The organism is Enorma shizhengliae, assembly GCF_009676995.1.
Lineage (GTDB): Bacteria > Actinomycetota > Coriobacteriia > Coriobacteriales > Coriobacteriaceae > Enorma > Enorma massiliensis.
Genome location: NZ_VTFZ01000001.1, coordinates 143,317 through 158,040, shown reverse-complemented (window position 1 = coordinate 158,040; position 14,724 = coordinate 143,317). Strand labels below are relative to the sequence as shown.

13 protein-coding genes are annotated in these 14,724 nt (G+C 62.4%); all 13 read right to left on the bottom strand.

All coding sequences use genetic code 11. The features are described from left to right. Positions 1 to 49: 49 nt before the first annotated feature. A complete protein-coding gene (locus GJE22_RS00620) occupies positions 50 to 799 on the bottom strand; it encodes a cytidylate kinase-like family protein (RefSeq protein ID WP_019127470.1) in 750 nt (249 codons plus the stop codon). Positions 800 to 850: 51 nt separating this feature from the next. Then, on the bottom strand, positions 851 to 1,498 hold the full coding sequence (locus GJE22_RS00615; RefSeq protein ID WP_019127469.1) for an amino acid ABC transporter permease: 648 nt from the start codon (positions 1,496 to 1,498) through the stop codon (positions 851 to 853). Between the two features lie 3 nt (positions 1,499 to 1,501). Next, a complete protein-coding gene (locus GJE22_RS00610) occupies positions 1,502 to 2,248 on the bottom strand; it encodes an amino acid ABC transporter permease (RefSeq protein ID WP_144687425.1) in 747 nt (248 codons plus the stop codon). Between the two features lie 165 nt (positions 2,249 to 2,413). After that, positions 2,414 to 3,271 (bottom strand): substrate-binding domain-containing protein, encoded by an 858-nt coding sequence (locus GJE22_RS00605; RefSeq protein WP_144687427.1) that lies wholly within the window; start codon positions 3,269 to 3,271, stop codon positions 2,414 to 2,416. Positions 3,272 to 3,384: 113 nt separating this feature from the next. Further along, the gene (locus GJE22_RS00600; protein ID WP_019127466.1) at positions 3,385 to 4,116 is read right to left on the bottom strand and encodes an amino acid ABC transporter ATP-binding protein; all 732 of its coding nucleotides are present in this window, start codon (positions 4,114 to 4,116) and stop codon (positions 3,385 to 3,387) included. A 304-nt stretch (positions 4,117 to 4,420) separates the two neighbouring features. Next, positions 4,421 to 5,059 carry a recombinase family protein gene (locus GJE22_RS00595; protein ID WP_144687429.1) on the bottom strand — a complete coding sequence of 213 codons (639 nt, stop codon included), beginning with the start codon at positions 5,057 to 5,059 and terminating at the stop codon, positions 4,421 to 4,423. A 510-nt stretch (positions 5,060 to 5,569) separates the two neighbouring features. Beyond that, entirely contained in the window at positions 5,570 to 6,013 is a 444-nt protein-coding gene (locus tag GJE22_RS00590; protein WP_144687431.1) for a GatB/YqeY domain-containing protein, read from the bottom strand. Positions 6,014 to 6,098: 85 nt separating this feature from the next. After that, positions 6,099 to 7,394: a peptidylprolyl isomerase gene (locus GJE22_RS00585; RefSeq protein WP_144687433.1), complete on the bottom strand. Its 1,296-nt coding sequence runs from the start codon at positions 7,392 to 7,394 to the stop codon at positions 6,099 to 6,101. 230 nt (positions 7,395 to 7,624) lie between these two features. Further along, on the bottom strand, positions 7,625 to 8,284 hold the full coding sequence (gene purN / locus GJE22_RS00580; RefSeq protein WP_235895749.1) for a phosphoribosylglycinamide formyltransferase: 660 nt from the start codon (positions 8,282 to 8,284) through the stop codon (positions 7,625 to 7,627). 310 nt (positions 8,285 to 8,594) lie between these two features. After that, positions 8,595 to 9,719, bottom strand: a complete 1,125-nt coding sequence (gene purM / locus GJE22_RS00575) for a phosphoribosylformylglycinamidine cyclo-ligase (protein WP_144687437.1) — start codon at positions 9,717 to 9,719, stop codon at positions 8,595 to 8,597. A 299-nt stretch (positions 9,720 to 10,018) separates the two neighbouring features. Then, the gene (locus GJE22_RS09940; RefSeq protein ID WP_218957856.1) at positions 10,019 to 11,389 is read right to left on the bottom strand and encodes a sortase domain-containing protein; all 1,371 of its coding nucleotides are present in this window, start codon (positions 11,387 to 11,389) and stop codon (positions 10,019 to 10,021) included. A gap of 120 nt (positions 11,390 to 11,509) precedes the next feature. Next, on the bottom strand, positions 11,510 to 13,135 hold the full coding sequence (gene purF / locus GJE22_RS00565; protein ID WP_144687439.1) for an amidophosphoribosyltransferase: 1,626 nt from the start codon (positions 13,133 to 13,135) through the stop codon (positions 11,510 to 11,512). A gap of 255 nt (positions 13,136 to 13,390) precedes the next feature. Continuing rightward, positions 13,391 to 14,716: a VanZ family protein gene (locus tag GJE22_RS00560; protein WP_144687441.1), complete on the bottom strand. Its 1,326-nt coding sequence runs from the start codon at positions 14,714 to 14,716 to the stop codon at positions 13,391 to 13,393. Positions 14,717 to 14,724 lie beyond the last annotated feature (8 nt).

The window sequence follows — 14,724 nt, the reverse complement described above, 5'->3', positions numbered from 1 at the left end:
GCAAGCTCGGCGCGCGCCATGCCCAGCGCGTCACAACGGCAACCGGCTGCTATCCCACTTCCGCTGCCACATGCAGCGTATCGTCGTCAATCACGGTACGCGGCGCTTGGCCCGTCTCGGTAAGCCCCAGCTCGCGCAGCTTGGAGCGGTACGCGGCAGCGATCACGTCAACGCACCCCTGGCGCCCCAGCTTCGCGCGGTTGACCACCAGGTCCTTGCCCATATCCATGCGCCACTTGCCGGCGGAATAGCGCTTGTAGAACTGCTCGCGCGCACGCTGCTGTTTCTTGACCAGCTGCGCCCCCTTGTAATGGTTGAGCCCGCGCTTCTTGCTCACAATCTGAATACGGTCCTCAAGCGGCGCCGTCACGAGCACCGCGATGTGGTTGGGGTTGGCGCGCAGCAGGTAGTCGGACAGGCGCCCCTCGATAATGCAGCTCTCGGTCGAACCGAGGTCGATGATTACCTGGGCCATCTTCTCGAACAGCTTATCGGCGAGGTTGCGCGCGTCCACGCGATCCGGCAAGAACGCCATGTTCTCTGCAGCAAGTTGCTCGTCGTAGGCGGCGATGCGGTCCATAGACTCGCCGGCGCGAATGCTCGAACGAACGAGAATCTCGTTGTCGTAGAGCGGTATCCCAAGCTCCGCCGAGAGCATCTTGCCGATCTCGTGGCCCTCCGCGCCAAAATCGCGGGCGATGGTGATAACGACCGGCTGCCCCGCGCGCTCCGCCTCGGACGCGGCCACGCGCGACTCGAGCTCGGCGCGCCTCTTCTTCAACTGTGGAATGATGCCCATGATGCCTTCCCTCGATACGCTGGCCTGAACGTGCTGTTTCCTAGCTTACGCCTACGCAGCAACCACACGGCGCTGGTATGCGCGAACGATGAGCGAGATGCCAAAGTTCAACACGAAGTATAGGGCAAAGACCAGCCCGTACATGAGGAGCTTCTGATCGAGGCTGGGAATCTGCGCCATGACCACGCGCGCGTTGAACATGAGCTCCATGACGCTGATGCTCGCAAGGTACGAGGAGTCCTTGATGACCGTCGTGCACTGGCTGAAGAGCGCCGGAATGATGGTCTTGAACGTCTGCGGCAAGATGATGAGGCGCATGGTGGCGAAGAATCCAAAGCCCTGGCTCTGCGCCGCCTCGAACTGGCTCTTGGGGATGGAGTTGAAGCCGCCGCGCACGATCTCGGCCACGACCGCCGAGGTAAACACCGTGAACGCCACCACCGAGACCACGAAGTTGGAAGCACGCATCGTGAAGTAGATGAAGAGGATCCACAGCAGGTTGGGCGTGCAACGGAACAGCTCGATATAGGCCGTCACGATCCAACGGAAGATAGACAGCTTGCCGCGACAGTATTGCTTGATCATGGCGAGCACCGTACCGAAGATGATCGAGAATACGATCGCCAGCGCCGAAATGCGAATGGTCAACCAGAAACCGTTAAGGATGAAGGTGAGGTTCGCTGCGTTGAAAGCATCCATCGGTTACGCCTCCTTGGTGAGCTCGGGCGCGATATCGCGCAGTTTCTTTGCCTTGGGAACGCGCTTTGAGCGCTTCTCGAGATACTGCACGAGCATCGAGAGCGGGAAGCAGATGATGAAGTACATCACGCACGCGAGGATGTAGCCCTGCAGGTAACCATAGGTGCCCACGAAGCTGTTGGAGCGATACATAAGGTCGCCGCCTGCCACGAGCGCGAGTACCGAACTGTTTTTCACCAGGTTGAGCGCTTGGTTGCACAGCGGCGGGAGAATCACCTTAAACGTCTGGGGCAGGATGATGTAGATATACGCCTGCACGCGCGTAAAGCCCTGAGAGAGCGCAGCCTCCATCTGCCCGCGCGGAACCGCCTCGATACCGGTGCGGATAACCTCGGCCACATACGCGGCGTGGTACAGGCCAACACCCACGAAACCGAGCACTACAGACGGAATGGGCACCGGCGCGGCCGAGCCCGTGGCAATCTGCAGAAGCTGCGGCCCCATGAGGTACATGAAGATAACCTGCACCGGCAGCGGCGTGTTCTGGTAGAACTCGACATACACGCGGCTGATGGCGCGCAGCACGCGCGAGCGCGTGGTCGAGAACACGCCCAGGATCGTGCCGAGCGCGAGGGCCAAGATCAGGCCCCAAACAACCACCTGCAGCGTGACAAAGAACCCGTCCCAAAACGCATCGATCGAATCAAAGGTGATCTGCCAGCGCCGGGGATCAAGTAGGCTTTCTAGCATGACGTTCCTTTCCCGCATGTTCCAAAAGGGGACCGGCGCGTAGCAGCATATCCCGTGCGGCGCGGCGGGCGCAATCGTATGGGCCCGCGCGCCGGCCTCCTTTTGGGACACGGAGCGGGCCCGCGGCCAAAAGCCGAGAGCCCGCCGTCCATTACCCTGTAATCGTTAGACGAGGCCCCAGGTCTCGATTTCCTCGTCAATCCAGCCGCTCTCGAGCAGCTCGTTCACGGTGTCGTCCACGACCTCGGAAAGGTCGCTGCCCTTCTGGGTGGCAACGCCGTAGTCCTGCGTACCGAACTCAATCTCGGGCTGGAGCAGCTCGACGGTGTCGTCCATATAGGTGTTGAGGGTGGAGCGGTCCATGGCGAAGGCCTGGACCATGCCGGCGTCGAGCGCGTCCTTGATCTCGGGGTACGACTGGTACTCGGTGAAGTTGGGCTTGCAGTTGAAGCCGTTATCCTCGATCATCTGCTCAACGAGCTGCTGCGTGGTGGAGCCGGTGGACACGCCGATGGTCTGGCCGTCCAGGTCTTCCATCGAAGTCCAGCCGTTGGCCGACTTGACCATGATGCCCACGGAGTCGGTGCGGTACGGCGTGGAGAAGTCCCAGTCCTCCTCGCGCTCGGGCGTGATGGTGTAGGTGGCAGCCACGATGTCGAGCTGGCCGGAGTCGATGAGCGTGCCGCGGGTGGAAGGCGTCACCGTGGTGAACTCGCACAGCCCCTGCTCCTTGGCCTCCTCGTACGTGGTCTCGAGCACGGCGGCCGCGATCTGGTAGCACAGGTCGATCTCGAGGCCCTCGTACTCGTTGGTCTCGGTGTTCAGGTAACCATAGCCAAGAACGTCGGCTTTAACGCCGCAGTTGAGCACGCCACGGTCCTTGATGGTCTGCAGCTTGGAAGCGCTATCGCCCGAAGCGGAGCCCGAGCCGCTGTCGCCGCCGCTGCAACCAGCGAGCCCAAGGCCCGCCACCGTTGCCGCTGCGCCGAACGCCTTGATGAAGTTGCGACGAGTCATAGCCATGATTGATACCCCTTTCGTTCGGAATCGGGCGCCAAGCCGGCGATAACGTGCACCGGCTGGGCGTATATCTATCGGCGCCGAGACATCACGAAGCCGAGAGATAATCGCGTTCGCTAATGCAGGATCTTATTGAGGAAGTCCTGGCAACGCGGGTTCTGCGGGTTGGTGAAGAAGTGCTCCGGAGTGCCCTCCTCCAGAATCTGGCCGTCATCCATGAAGATCACGCGGTCGGCAACCTGCTTGGCGAAGTTCATCTCGTGCGTGACGCAGACCATGGTGATGTTCTCGTGGGCGAGCTCGATCATAACGTCGAGCACCTCCTGGATCATCTCCGGGTCGAGGGCCGATGTGGGCTCGTCGAACAAGATGATGGGCTGCTTGGTGCACATAGCGCGCGCGATGGCAACGCGCTGCTGCTGGCCACCGGAGAGATTCTGCGGGTATTCTCCCGCCTTCTGCGCGAGGCCAACGCGCTCGAGCGCAGCCATGGCGGTCTTCGTGGCCTCTTCCTTGCTCTTCTTCTGGAGCTTGATGGGAGCCAAGGTGAGGTTGCCGAGCACCGTCATGTTCGGGTAGAGATTGAACTGCTGGAACACCATCGACGAATACTTGCGCGCCATCTCAAGATGGTTTTTCTTCGTCACGAGCTGCCCGTCGATGAGCACCTCGCCTGTGGTGGGCTCCTCGAGCCAATCGATGCAGCGGATGAGCGTGGACTTGCCGGAGCCAGACGGTCCGATGACCACGAGCTTCTCGCCCGCCTCGACGGTCAGGTTGATATCCTTCAGCACGTGAAGATCGCCGAAGTACTTATTGAGACCGCGGATCTCGATCATATTTGCCATGGACGAGGTCCCTTCCTTTCACGATATGCGCGCCCAAGCCCGAAGCCCGAGCCTCAAAACGCACAGCTATGCGATTTGAATACGCCCTATTGTACGGGTGCGCGCCCTATCACTCACCATATACCGTTAGCTCGCAATAAACATGAAACCGAGCAGCAACACGCCGTACATCTGCAGTAATGGAATTAAGTATACCCAATTCGGTTTCATTCTGTCACTTTGATGCATTGCACGGCAGGGCGAGCCCGTTCGGACCCGCCCCGCTTTGGTCTTTATAGGAGGGGTTCATAAGCGCTCGCAAGGTCTATCGACCGCCTTCGAGAGCCCGAATCCAACGCCTAAACGTCGACTCCGATACGCCGCACGCCTCGGCTGCCTCGGCGCATGTAAGGCCTCCAGAACTATAGAGCCCCCTGACTGTTTCGAATGCCTCGGGGCGCTCGATGCGCGGCCGCCCGAAGCGCACGCCCCGCGCCCGAGCCGCCGCGATGCCCTCTGCCTGGCGCTGCCGGACGCGCTCGATATGCGCCACGTAGCTCAGCAGCTGCAGCACCATGTCTGCAATGAACTCGCCGGTCACGCCATTCGCCTCGCGGCGAGTGTCGAGCAGCGGCATGTCGAGCACCACGAGGTGCGCGCAGCTGTTCTTGGTAAGGCGACGCCACTCCTCAAGGATTTCGTCGTAGTTGCGGCCAAGTCGGTCGATGCTTTTGATGACCACCGTATCGCCCGTATGCAGCCGCCGCACCAGGCGCTGGTAGGCGGGCCGATGGAAGTCCTTGCCGCTCGCCTTATCCGCGAAGATGCACGCCCGTTCTACCCCGAATGCCTCCAACGCGTCAATCTGCCGCGCGAGGTTCTGATCGCGTGTCGAAACGCGCGCGTACCCATACGTTACCTGCTTCGTTCGAACTTCCCGTTGCGTCGTGGAACGCTGTGCCATATGCCCTCCTTGCTGGCGTGAAACCTACAAGAAGCAGCATGCCCATTGCCCTAGGGGCGCACGTACAGGCGAGGGCAGAGCGAAGCAACGTTAACGGTACGGATCGCCTTATCCAGGACCGGCATTCTCTCTGGCAATGCGAAACAGGAGCTCGCCAGAACGGGACGAGTAGATTTACGCGTCTGTTCGACCCTTTTCCCGCATTGCAAACCAAGCGCCGTGGGGTCTTCGCATTGTTCGTTCCAGTTTTGGGAACTTCTTTTGGAGGTTGCCGAACACAGCCTAGCCCGCGGCGGCATAACCGCAGGTTTTTCTGGACCAGTATTGCGGCTGCCCAAGAGGAACGGAAAAGAAGTTCCCAAAACTGGAACGAATCTTCTCGAGCGCCCTTTTCCGTCTCTGTTTTCCACAAAATACGGGCCCGATGAAGCGGATGCACCGCCCCAACGGACCCGTTTCAACAGTGCGGAGGCATGTCGTCCGCACTGAAACCCACGTGCGAGCCGATTCCTACGCGAGGCGGGCGCCGACCTCCTTGGCAGCAGCCGCCTTGTCGAAGTTTCCGCCCGTCGCCTTGTTGAGCGCACTCATCACGCGCCCCATATCCTTGCGTGTCGCAGCCCCAACCTCGGCGATGGTCTTCTCGATAAGCTCAACCAGCGCATCGCCAGAGAGCTGCTCGGGCAGCAGGCTCTCCAAAATCTCAACCTGCTGGGTCAGGGTGTCGGTGCGCTCCTGGTTGTTCCCAGCCTTGCGCGACATCTCGAGCGTCTCGGTCGTCTGCTTGATCAGGCGCTTGATCATGGTGTTAACGTCTTCTTCGGTTGCGTCGCGGCGCTCGTTCACCTCGAGGTTCTTCACCTCGCCCATCACCTGGCGCACAATGGAAAGGCGCACCTTGTCCTTTGCCTTCATCGCGGCAACCATCTCGTTATGCAGCTCTTCGTTGGTCATCGGTATCTCCTCACTCGCCTGCGGGCCGTGCCCGGGCGCTGCTTGCCTGTCGTGCCTAGACGGTATTAACCTACCGACCCCGGGCCTATTCGCTTGACGAACCCTGCGCGTCCTCGCCGGTAGAAGCCTCGTCGGTGCTCGCATCACTCGAGCTCGCCGAGCTCATATCAACGTTATACGGCACGTTTTCCGGCATATCGTTGATCTGGATGTCGGCCTCTTCGCGCGTGGCCGTAAGCCAATCGTTGTACGCGGTGCGCTGGTTGGTCGACTTAACGCTGCTCGAGAACGTGTCGCGCAGGTCCTCGGGGATCTGATCGATCGACGTCACCTCGCCGTCTACGCTAAAGACATCGGTGCACTGAATGATGTGGTACCCGTAGTCGGATTCCACCACGCCGCTGATTTGCCCCTTCTCAAGCCCGTCGAGCGCCGTCTGGTACGCCTCGACAAACGAAGAGAGCTTATCCCAGCCCACGTCGCCGCCGTTGCTCGCAGAGCTGTCCTCGGAGTACTCCTTCGCGGCGTCTTCGAACGAGATCTCGCCCGCGTTAATCTGGTCGAGGATGTCCTGTGCCTTCTGCTTGGCTTCCTCCTTGGTGGCGTCGTCGGCCTCGGAGTCGACCTTGATCAGAATGTGAGACGAGCGCTTGGCGCCGTTATAGGTGTCGAGGTTCTCGTTCGCGTAGGCGATGACCTCGTCGTCCGTGGGATCATCGACCGGCGCGACCGCATCGTAGAGCTTCTGGGTCATAAGGTTCTGGCTCAGGCTCTCCCGGTACGTCTCCTCGGTATACCCAATCTGCGACAGAAGCTCGATAAAGGCGTCCTCGGAGTCGTAGTTGGCTACGGCCTCCTGCCACGCCTCGTCGACCTCCTCGTCGCTTACCGTAATGTTGTTGTCGCGCTCGGCCTGGCTCACGAGCAGCTGGTCGGCGATGCTATCGATAACGCTCTCGCGGTAGCTTTCGGGCGTCATGCCGCTGCTCGCAAGATAGTTGGCCCAGTCCTCATCGCTGTCGTAGCCCAACGAAGAGCGCGTGCTCATGATCTGCTCGGTAACGGTATCTTCCGTAATCTTGACGCCGTTCACCGTTGCCGCCACGCCACCGGTAAGCTCGTAGCCATTGCCGTTGGACACCTGGTTAAGGATGCCCGAGCACGCAACGCTTGTGACCGACAGCACCATGGCGAGCACTCCAATCGCTACGAGCACGTACTTGACGCCCGTGCCCATCTTCTTGCGATTCTCACGCTTGAAATCTGCCTTCGTGGGCTGTTTGACCTGCTGGGACGCGGTGCGCGGGTGAGCGTTCTTGTCAGAGCGCTTGCGACTCGTGGCCTTCTGCGCGCCCGGCGTGTTGGCTTTGTTCATAGACATGAGGACATTCCTTGCCGTTCAAGCGGAAATTGCTAGGCCTATGATACTACGCTGCTCGCACCCGCATGCAAGGTGCAAGAAAGACTCAGCCGAAGCATCATGCTAAAGGTACGGGCCCTCCCCGATTCTGAACTGCCCCCTTAGGCAAAAGCCCGTTAGTGGGAGACGGCTCATTCCGGAAAGGGCCCGCTGATTCAAACCGCGAGCAAGGGTTGTATGAGAACGATTGGCTACGACCGATCGACGGAAACGGTAAGGTCCTCGCGCGCCTGAACGCGTCCCTCGGCGAGAAGCTCGACTACCTGCGGATACAGGCGATGCTCGACCGCGTGGATAGCCGCTTCGAGTTCATCGACCGACCAGCCCTCTTCGACGCGAACAGGCTCCTGCGCGATGATGGGCCCCTGATCGTAGACGGCGTTAGCAAAATGAACCGTCACGCCCGTGACCTTGACGCCGCGATCGTAGGCATCCTGAATGCCGTGCGCTCCCTGGAAGCTCGGCAGCAGCGCTGGATGCAGATTCACCACGCGGTTGGGCCAAAGCATAAGCAGAGGCTCGTGCACCTTGCGCATGTAGCCCGCCATGACGATGTACTCGGCTCCGGCGCGCTTGAGCTCGGTGGCGATGACCTCATCGGCATCCCAGGGGTCGGCGTATATCTCTTTGGAGAGAGCAAGGGTCTGGATTCCTGCCGACGCGGCACGCTTAAGCCCCGCCGCACTCGGCCGGCTCGAGACCACGAGCACGATCTCGGCATTGAGGTTGCCGGAGGCGATCTCGTCGATAAGCGCCTGCAAGTTGGTGCCCGACCCCGAGATGAGCACGCCGATCTTAAGCGGCGGAAGGTCCTCGCCCGCCGCCCGCGCGGCAGCACGACGAGCCTGCAGCGCGTTTCCGGCCTCCACGTCGAAAGCCGCTTCGAGCTGCTCGATGCGTCGGCGCGCCTCGGCAAACGCTGCCCGGTAGACAGGGCTTGCCGCAAGCGTTTCCGATGGCTCGGAGGAACCCATGGCGGCAGAGCGGGCAGCGGCGACCGCCTCGGCGCGGGCGCGGTCGACCTCGCGCTCAACGGAGGGCGCGAAGAACGAATCGCTCGGAAGCGCCTCGGGCGGGAGACCGGCCTCCTCGACAGCGGCGCGATATGCCTCGTCCACACCTGCGGGAGCTGGGGTCTCCTGGCAGGTGGAGCGATTCTCGTTATCGCTCATCGCTGTACACCACCTTGCCCGAGCCGGCAACGCACGTGCCCACGCGGAACGGGTGCTCGCCCTGAGCCTCAAGCTCGGCTATGACCGCGTTCTCGGCATCGGCCGGGCAGATGACCATAAGGCCGGCGCCCATGTTGAACGTCTTGCACGCCTCGTTAGGCGTGAGGCCCGCGGCGCGGGAGATATAGGAGATGACGGGCGGCACATCCCAGCCCATCGAGAAACCCGTCGGCGACACGGTGCGCTCTACCACGGCATCCACATCCGGCGCGAGCGCGCGATTGAGATTTTCGGTGATGCCACCGCCCGTGATGTGCGCAATTGCGTGGACGCGAGCGCCCGCCTCGGAGCGCAGAAGCCCGAGAACGGGCTTGACGTAGATGCGCGTGGGAGCGAGCAGGGCGTCGGCCAGGCTCTCTCCACCAAGCTCGGGCACAGGCTGCTCGAGTTCGGCTCGCTTGGCCTCGGCCTCGGGCGTTCCCGGCACAAGGCCATCAACGCCAATCACGCGGCGCACGAGCGAATAGCCGTTGGAATGAATGCCAGAGCTGGACAACCCGATGATCACATCGCCGGGGCGAACGTTGGCGGGATCGAGCATCTTGGGCCGATCGACCACGCCCACCGTGAAGCCCGCCATATCGTAATCGTCCGGGCGCATAACGCCTGGGTGCTCGGCCATCTCGCCGCCCACGAGCGCACAGCCCGCAAGCTTGCAGCCATCGGCCACGCCCTTTACGACCTTGGCCATGTGCTCGGCCTCGATATGGCCGATGGCAACATAGTCCAAGAAGAAGAGGGGTTCGGCGCCGCTCGCAAGGATGTCGTTCACGCACATGGCAACAAGATCCTGGCCCACGGTCTCGTGGCGATCGAGCACCTGCGCCAACACGAGCTTGGTGCCCACACCGTCGGTGCCGCTGATGAGGATGGGGTCCTCCATATCTTTGAGGGCCGCAGCGGAGAACAAGCCACCAAATCCGCCGATGCCGCCGATGACCTCAGGGCGAGACGTCTCGGCAACCATCTGCTTGATGGCGTCGACGGCACGGCTCCCTTCGGCAGTATCTACGCCGGCATCTTCATACGTGATGTGCCTAGCTGTCTCGCTCATACGCGAATCCTTTCCGTGGAGGAACGTTTCTTTCTGCCATCATACCAGCTCGATGCGGGAGCTCGCAGGAGTCGTGAGGATGCACGCAAGCCACGTGGTTGCCTTCTTTCAAGTTTTGGGCACTTCATCTGAGAGAGTCCGAGTAGACCGCGCATCAAGCGCAAGAAAACCGCAGGTTACAGAGGTGGCCGAACGGGGTCTACTTCGTGGTCCCGCATTCAAGCGCCCAAAACTTGCAACGACATTGCCCCGGGGCCGTCGACGGGCCTTTCGAGCGGGCTCGCGCACAAGAAAACCGCCTATTCTGCAGTTGACGAGGCGCCAGCGGCCGGCGTTTCCTCGGCGATGGTGCACACCATGACCGCACGGTGATCTGCGGGAGCCATGCCGCTGCAGGTAACGAGCGACAGCACCTGTTCGGTCTGGGAAAGGCGCTCGTCAACGTCGGACGCCTCCGCCTGGGCATAGGAGCGGAGGTCCGTCAGGTACTGCTGCAGCGCGGCCGTGTCTCCGAAATTGGCTTGCCGCGCCTCCACATAGCTTTCCTCCACGCGCGCGGTGAACAGCGGCGTGAGCTTGTAGGTAGCGTCGGGCGTGAGGTAATACACGGTGTCCATGGCATCGAAACTTGCCTGGTCGAGCGTTTGCTCGATGGGCTGGAACATGGAGCCGTCGTTCATATGGTGGCCGTAAACCGTGGTCTGCTGGTCTACCATGCCGGGCGCCGTCTGGTCGCAATCGAGCATGATGCTGCCGTTGTTGTTCCACGTGCCATCGGGCAGCGTGCGCAGGTATTCATCGTTGGTCTCGCCCTGCACCACGGGATAGCTGATATCGGTACCGGGCACGTAGATCCACGCGACGATGTCTTCGTTCTGCGCCTTGAGCGCGTCCCAGTCCACAACGGGAATGCCGTCGCCCTCGGAGTCTACCGTGACGTACTGGGTGAGGTTCGAGTAGGTCTCGGCGGCCTGACGATAGCCCAACTGCGCCCAAATGAAGATACCGGCGGCAACGAGCAGCAACACAACGCCGATGCCGATGAGAACGTACGAGACGATGTTGCGCTTGCTGCGCCCGGCGCCCGTTCTCCCGCGATCGTCACGCCCCGATCCGTGCCCGCCACCCGGCCCGCGACGGCCGCTCGAGGAACCACCCCGAGCACGGGCGGACGCTGCACCGCGGGAAGCAGCTCGCCCACGCGGAGCGGCAGAGGAGGCATAGCTCTGCGCCGCGCCCTCAGGCTGATACGAAGCATGAGCTCGATTTGTTCGCTGGGAGCGTGAAGTCTGGATGCGCGCAGGAGGCTGAACAGCAGAGCGCGAAGCCCCGGACGGGCCCGCGGCGTGGGAGGCTGAACCGGGCTGCGCGGCATGGCGGGCGGACGCACCCGCGGAGGCCGCACCGTCGCCCCTCGAAGATGCACCCGAGAAATGGCTTCCCGGCCGGGCATTGCCGGCGGAGCGGGCGCCACCGGCAGAGCGAGGGTCTCCGGCAGGCTTGGCACCATCGGCAAACCGGGATCCGCCGGCGGGGCGAACACCTTCGGCAGAGCCGGCGCCGCCAGCAGACCGAGCACCCCTGGCAAACCGGGAACCTCCGGCAGCCCCTCCCGTGGACGACGGCCTCTCGCCGTCACCGCGAAAACGCTTTCCCTCGTATGACGCCATGGGATCTCCCTCGTAAAGCCGAGGCCGCGCCCCGGCGTTCGCATACAGCCCAGCCATCAGCATCGAGGTGCCGCACGCACCCCAATACCTTGCGGCTCGCTTGGATTCTACCATCAGCGGCTATCGAACGCCGTGCTCCTCTTCCCAGCTGCGGTCACGGTCCTTTGAGGTCACCGCCGCCTCGCCGATTGCCTCGGCCTGCGTGAGGTTGCAGGGGTCGTAGCCCGCCATGAACTTGTCCCGGCCAAAGCTCGACGGTATCGCCACCGGATAGACTCCCGTAAAGCACGCCGTGCAGTAGCCGCGCTTGGGCAGGCTCGCAAGCAAGCCCTGAACGGAAAGGAAGGCGAGCGAATCGGCCCCGATGTATTCGCAAATCTCGTCAACCGACTTATTCGCGCTGATGAGCTGCTTCTGCATACCGGTATCGATGCCATAGAAGCACGGCCACTCGACCTCGGGGCTGTTGATGCGCACATGCACCTCGGCCGCGCCGGCCTGGCGCAGCATCTTCACCAGCTGCACCATGGTGGTGCCGCGCACGATGGAATCGTCGATCACCACGAGCCTTTTGCCTGCGATGTTGTCGCGCAACGGGTTGAGCTTCATACGCACGCCCATTGCCCGCAGCTCCTGCGTCGGCTGGATGAAGGTGCGCGCGACATAGCGGTTTTTGATGAGCCCCTCGCCGAAGGGGATGCCGCTCTCGCGTGCATAGCCCTCCGCCGGCGGCAAGCCGCTGTCCGGAACACCGATGACCATATCGGCATCGACGGGTGCCTCGTGCGCAAGCTGGCGGCCCATGTCGTAGCGGCACGCATAGACAGACTTGCCGGCCATAATGGAATCGGGGCGGGCAAAGTACACCTGCTCGAAGATACACTCGGCCGATTCGCGCGCAGCGAGAACACCCTGCTCGGAGACGAGCCCCTCCTCGCTGATGCGAAGTATTTCGCCGGGGCGGATGTCTCGCACGTATTCCGCGCCAACGATATCGAGCGCGCAGGTCTCGGATGCAACGACCCAGCCTTCGGCCCCAACGGAGGTTTCAGCGTCACATTGGGAGCTGTCCCCCTTTTGGCATTCCAGCGGCAGGCGGCCAAGCACAAGCGGGCGAATGCCGAACGGGTCGCGGAACGCGTAGAGCGCATGCTCGTTGATGAGCGTCATGGCATATCCGCCGCGCACGAGCTCCATCGTCTTGCGAATGCCTTCGCGCAGATGGCTCGTCCGCTGGGTGAAATACCCAATGAGACGCGTCGCGACCTCGGAATCGGAGCTCGACATGAACGAGACGCCCAGGTCGATGAGCTGGCGGCGCAGCTCGTCGGTATTCACGAGTGTGCCGTTATGCGCCAGCGCAATGATCACGTCGTTGATCGTCGAGAGATGCGGCTGCGCGGACTCCCAGCTTTTGGCGCCCGCCGTGCCGTAGCGCACATGTCCGATGGCGAGGTCGCCCGTGAGAGAACTGAGGTCTGCGTTCGAAAACACCTGGTCGAGGAGGCCCAAGTCCTTACGGACCATCACCGTTCCGCCGTCGCCCACCGCGATGCCCGCCGATTCCTGGCCGCGATGCTGCAGCGCCTTGAGGCCGAAGTATGTGAGTCGCGCGACGTCGAGGCCGGGAGCCCAAACGCCGAAGACACCGCACTCCTCATGGAGCGCATCATCTTGGCTGGAGCTCGGCAGCGCCGCGTCGCAAGGGACTGAAGCAGGGGCAATCGATGCATCTACGTGGGACATAGCGTCCTCTCTGTTGTTCGGCTGATACCCGCCTATTATGGCACAGGCCCACCGAGGTAGAAGCGCGACGGGAGCGCTCAGCAAAACCGTAACGTCCGCGCAAGGAACACGTTCCCCCAGGCCCGGCACGCTGCGCGGCACGCGCGGGGCTTGTCCGCCCAGGACCGGGTCACCCCCGTGGCACACCCTGCCCAAAGCCCAGGCCCGGCACGCTGCGCGGCACACCCCTCCCCGGCCCCGGCCCAGCGCCCTGCGCTACTCGTCCGCCCTCATCGCATCGATCTCGGCGTCCTCCTCGTCGGAGTACACCGCATCGAACGAGGAGTCGAAAGCGTCTTCGAGCGAGCTCGCACCCAGATCGTTCTGCGCGAGCTCCTCCTCCAAGCTCTGCGCGTGGCGCTCGGCGCGCAGACGCTCAACCTGCGCCTCGGACATCACGCGCGTGTTGGAAATAACGCCGTTGAGCATCACGAACGGGTGCTTGAAGGCCGAAAGCACCGCCCGGAGCGCGATGGTTACCAGCCAGAACAGGTAGACGCTTGCCAGCACGGTCTCTATCGCGGTCGCCCCGATAGAAACCTCGTCTGCCCCGGCATGGAGCGTAACTCCCCCGGTTGGGAACAGAGCGCTCACCCAGTTGGGCAGCAAGAGAAACACCCAGAACAGAAGGCCGTAGCGCGCGATGTACTGCCAGCCGCGCGCGCTCGAGCCATCGGGGCGCACAACGCGCAGCCGCAACACCATATGGCCGATCGTCTGGCCGCGCGTGATAACGGGGATGGCCATGAAGGTGACAAACGTGGCGATCAGCGAACCAGCCAGCACGGCGAATCGCTCGCTTGCAGCCGACGGCCCAGCCGGCACCACGATGCCATACAGCCAAAGCACGGCGGCGACGGCAGCCATGTCGATTCCAAACGCGAGCAGGCGACGCGAGAACGAGGTGTGCGCCGCGCCGCGCGCAATGGACCGCTCGTCCACGTCGCGCAGGTCGGGCAGGAAGTGGCAGAGCGGAATGGAGGCCCAGAACCCAAGCATGGCGCCGAGCGTGTTGGTGATGAGGTCGTCGACGTCGAACAGCCGGTACGGATGCTCGTAGATGCCGAAAAGCCCCGTGATCTGCGATACCTCGAAGAACAAGGTGAGCGCGAACCCCAACACGAGCGCCTGCCACCAACGGCGATGAAACAGATAGCGCAGGTAGACGCCGAACGGTACGGTAAGCAACACGTTGAAATACACCGTGTAGATGTCGGGGCGGCGCAGGAACGCGATCCACGACGCCGGAGATGTTGGGTCGAGCGGCGCCCCGGATTCGAGGGCGCGCATGAAGCGGAACGGAACGAGCTGCGGGTGCTGCGCCCCGGGTACCACGATGCTGCGGTCCGCCGGGAGCGGCAGAATGACCATGAAGTACGCGCACATGAGGTAGAAGATGAACGAGAAGACGAGGAAGGTCTTCCATAGAGAGATGCTGCCGTAGCTGCGGTACTGGTAGATGGCATAAGGAACCGAAAGCAACGCCGAGAGCAGGGGGAACAGCAGCACCGCTGTTTGCACGTTGCTTATATAGGTTCCCATGCGCGCTC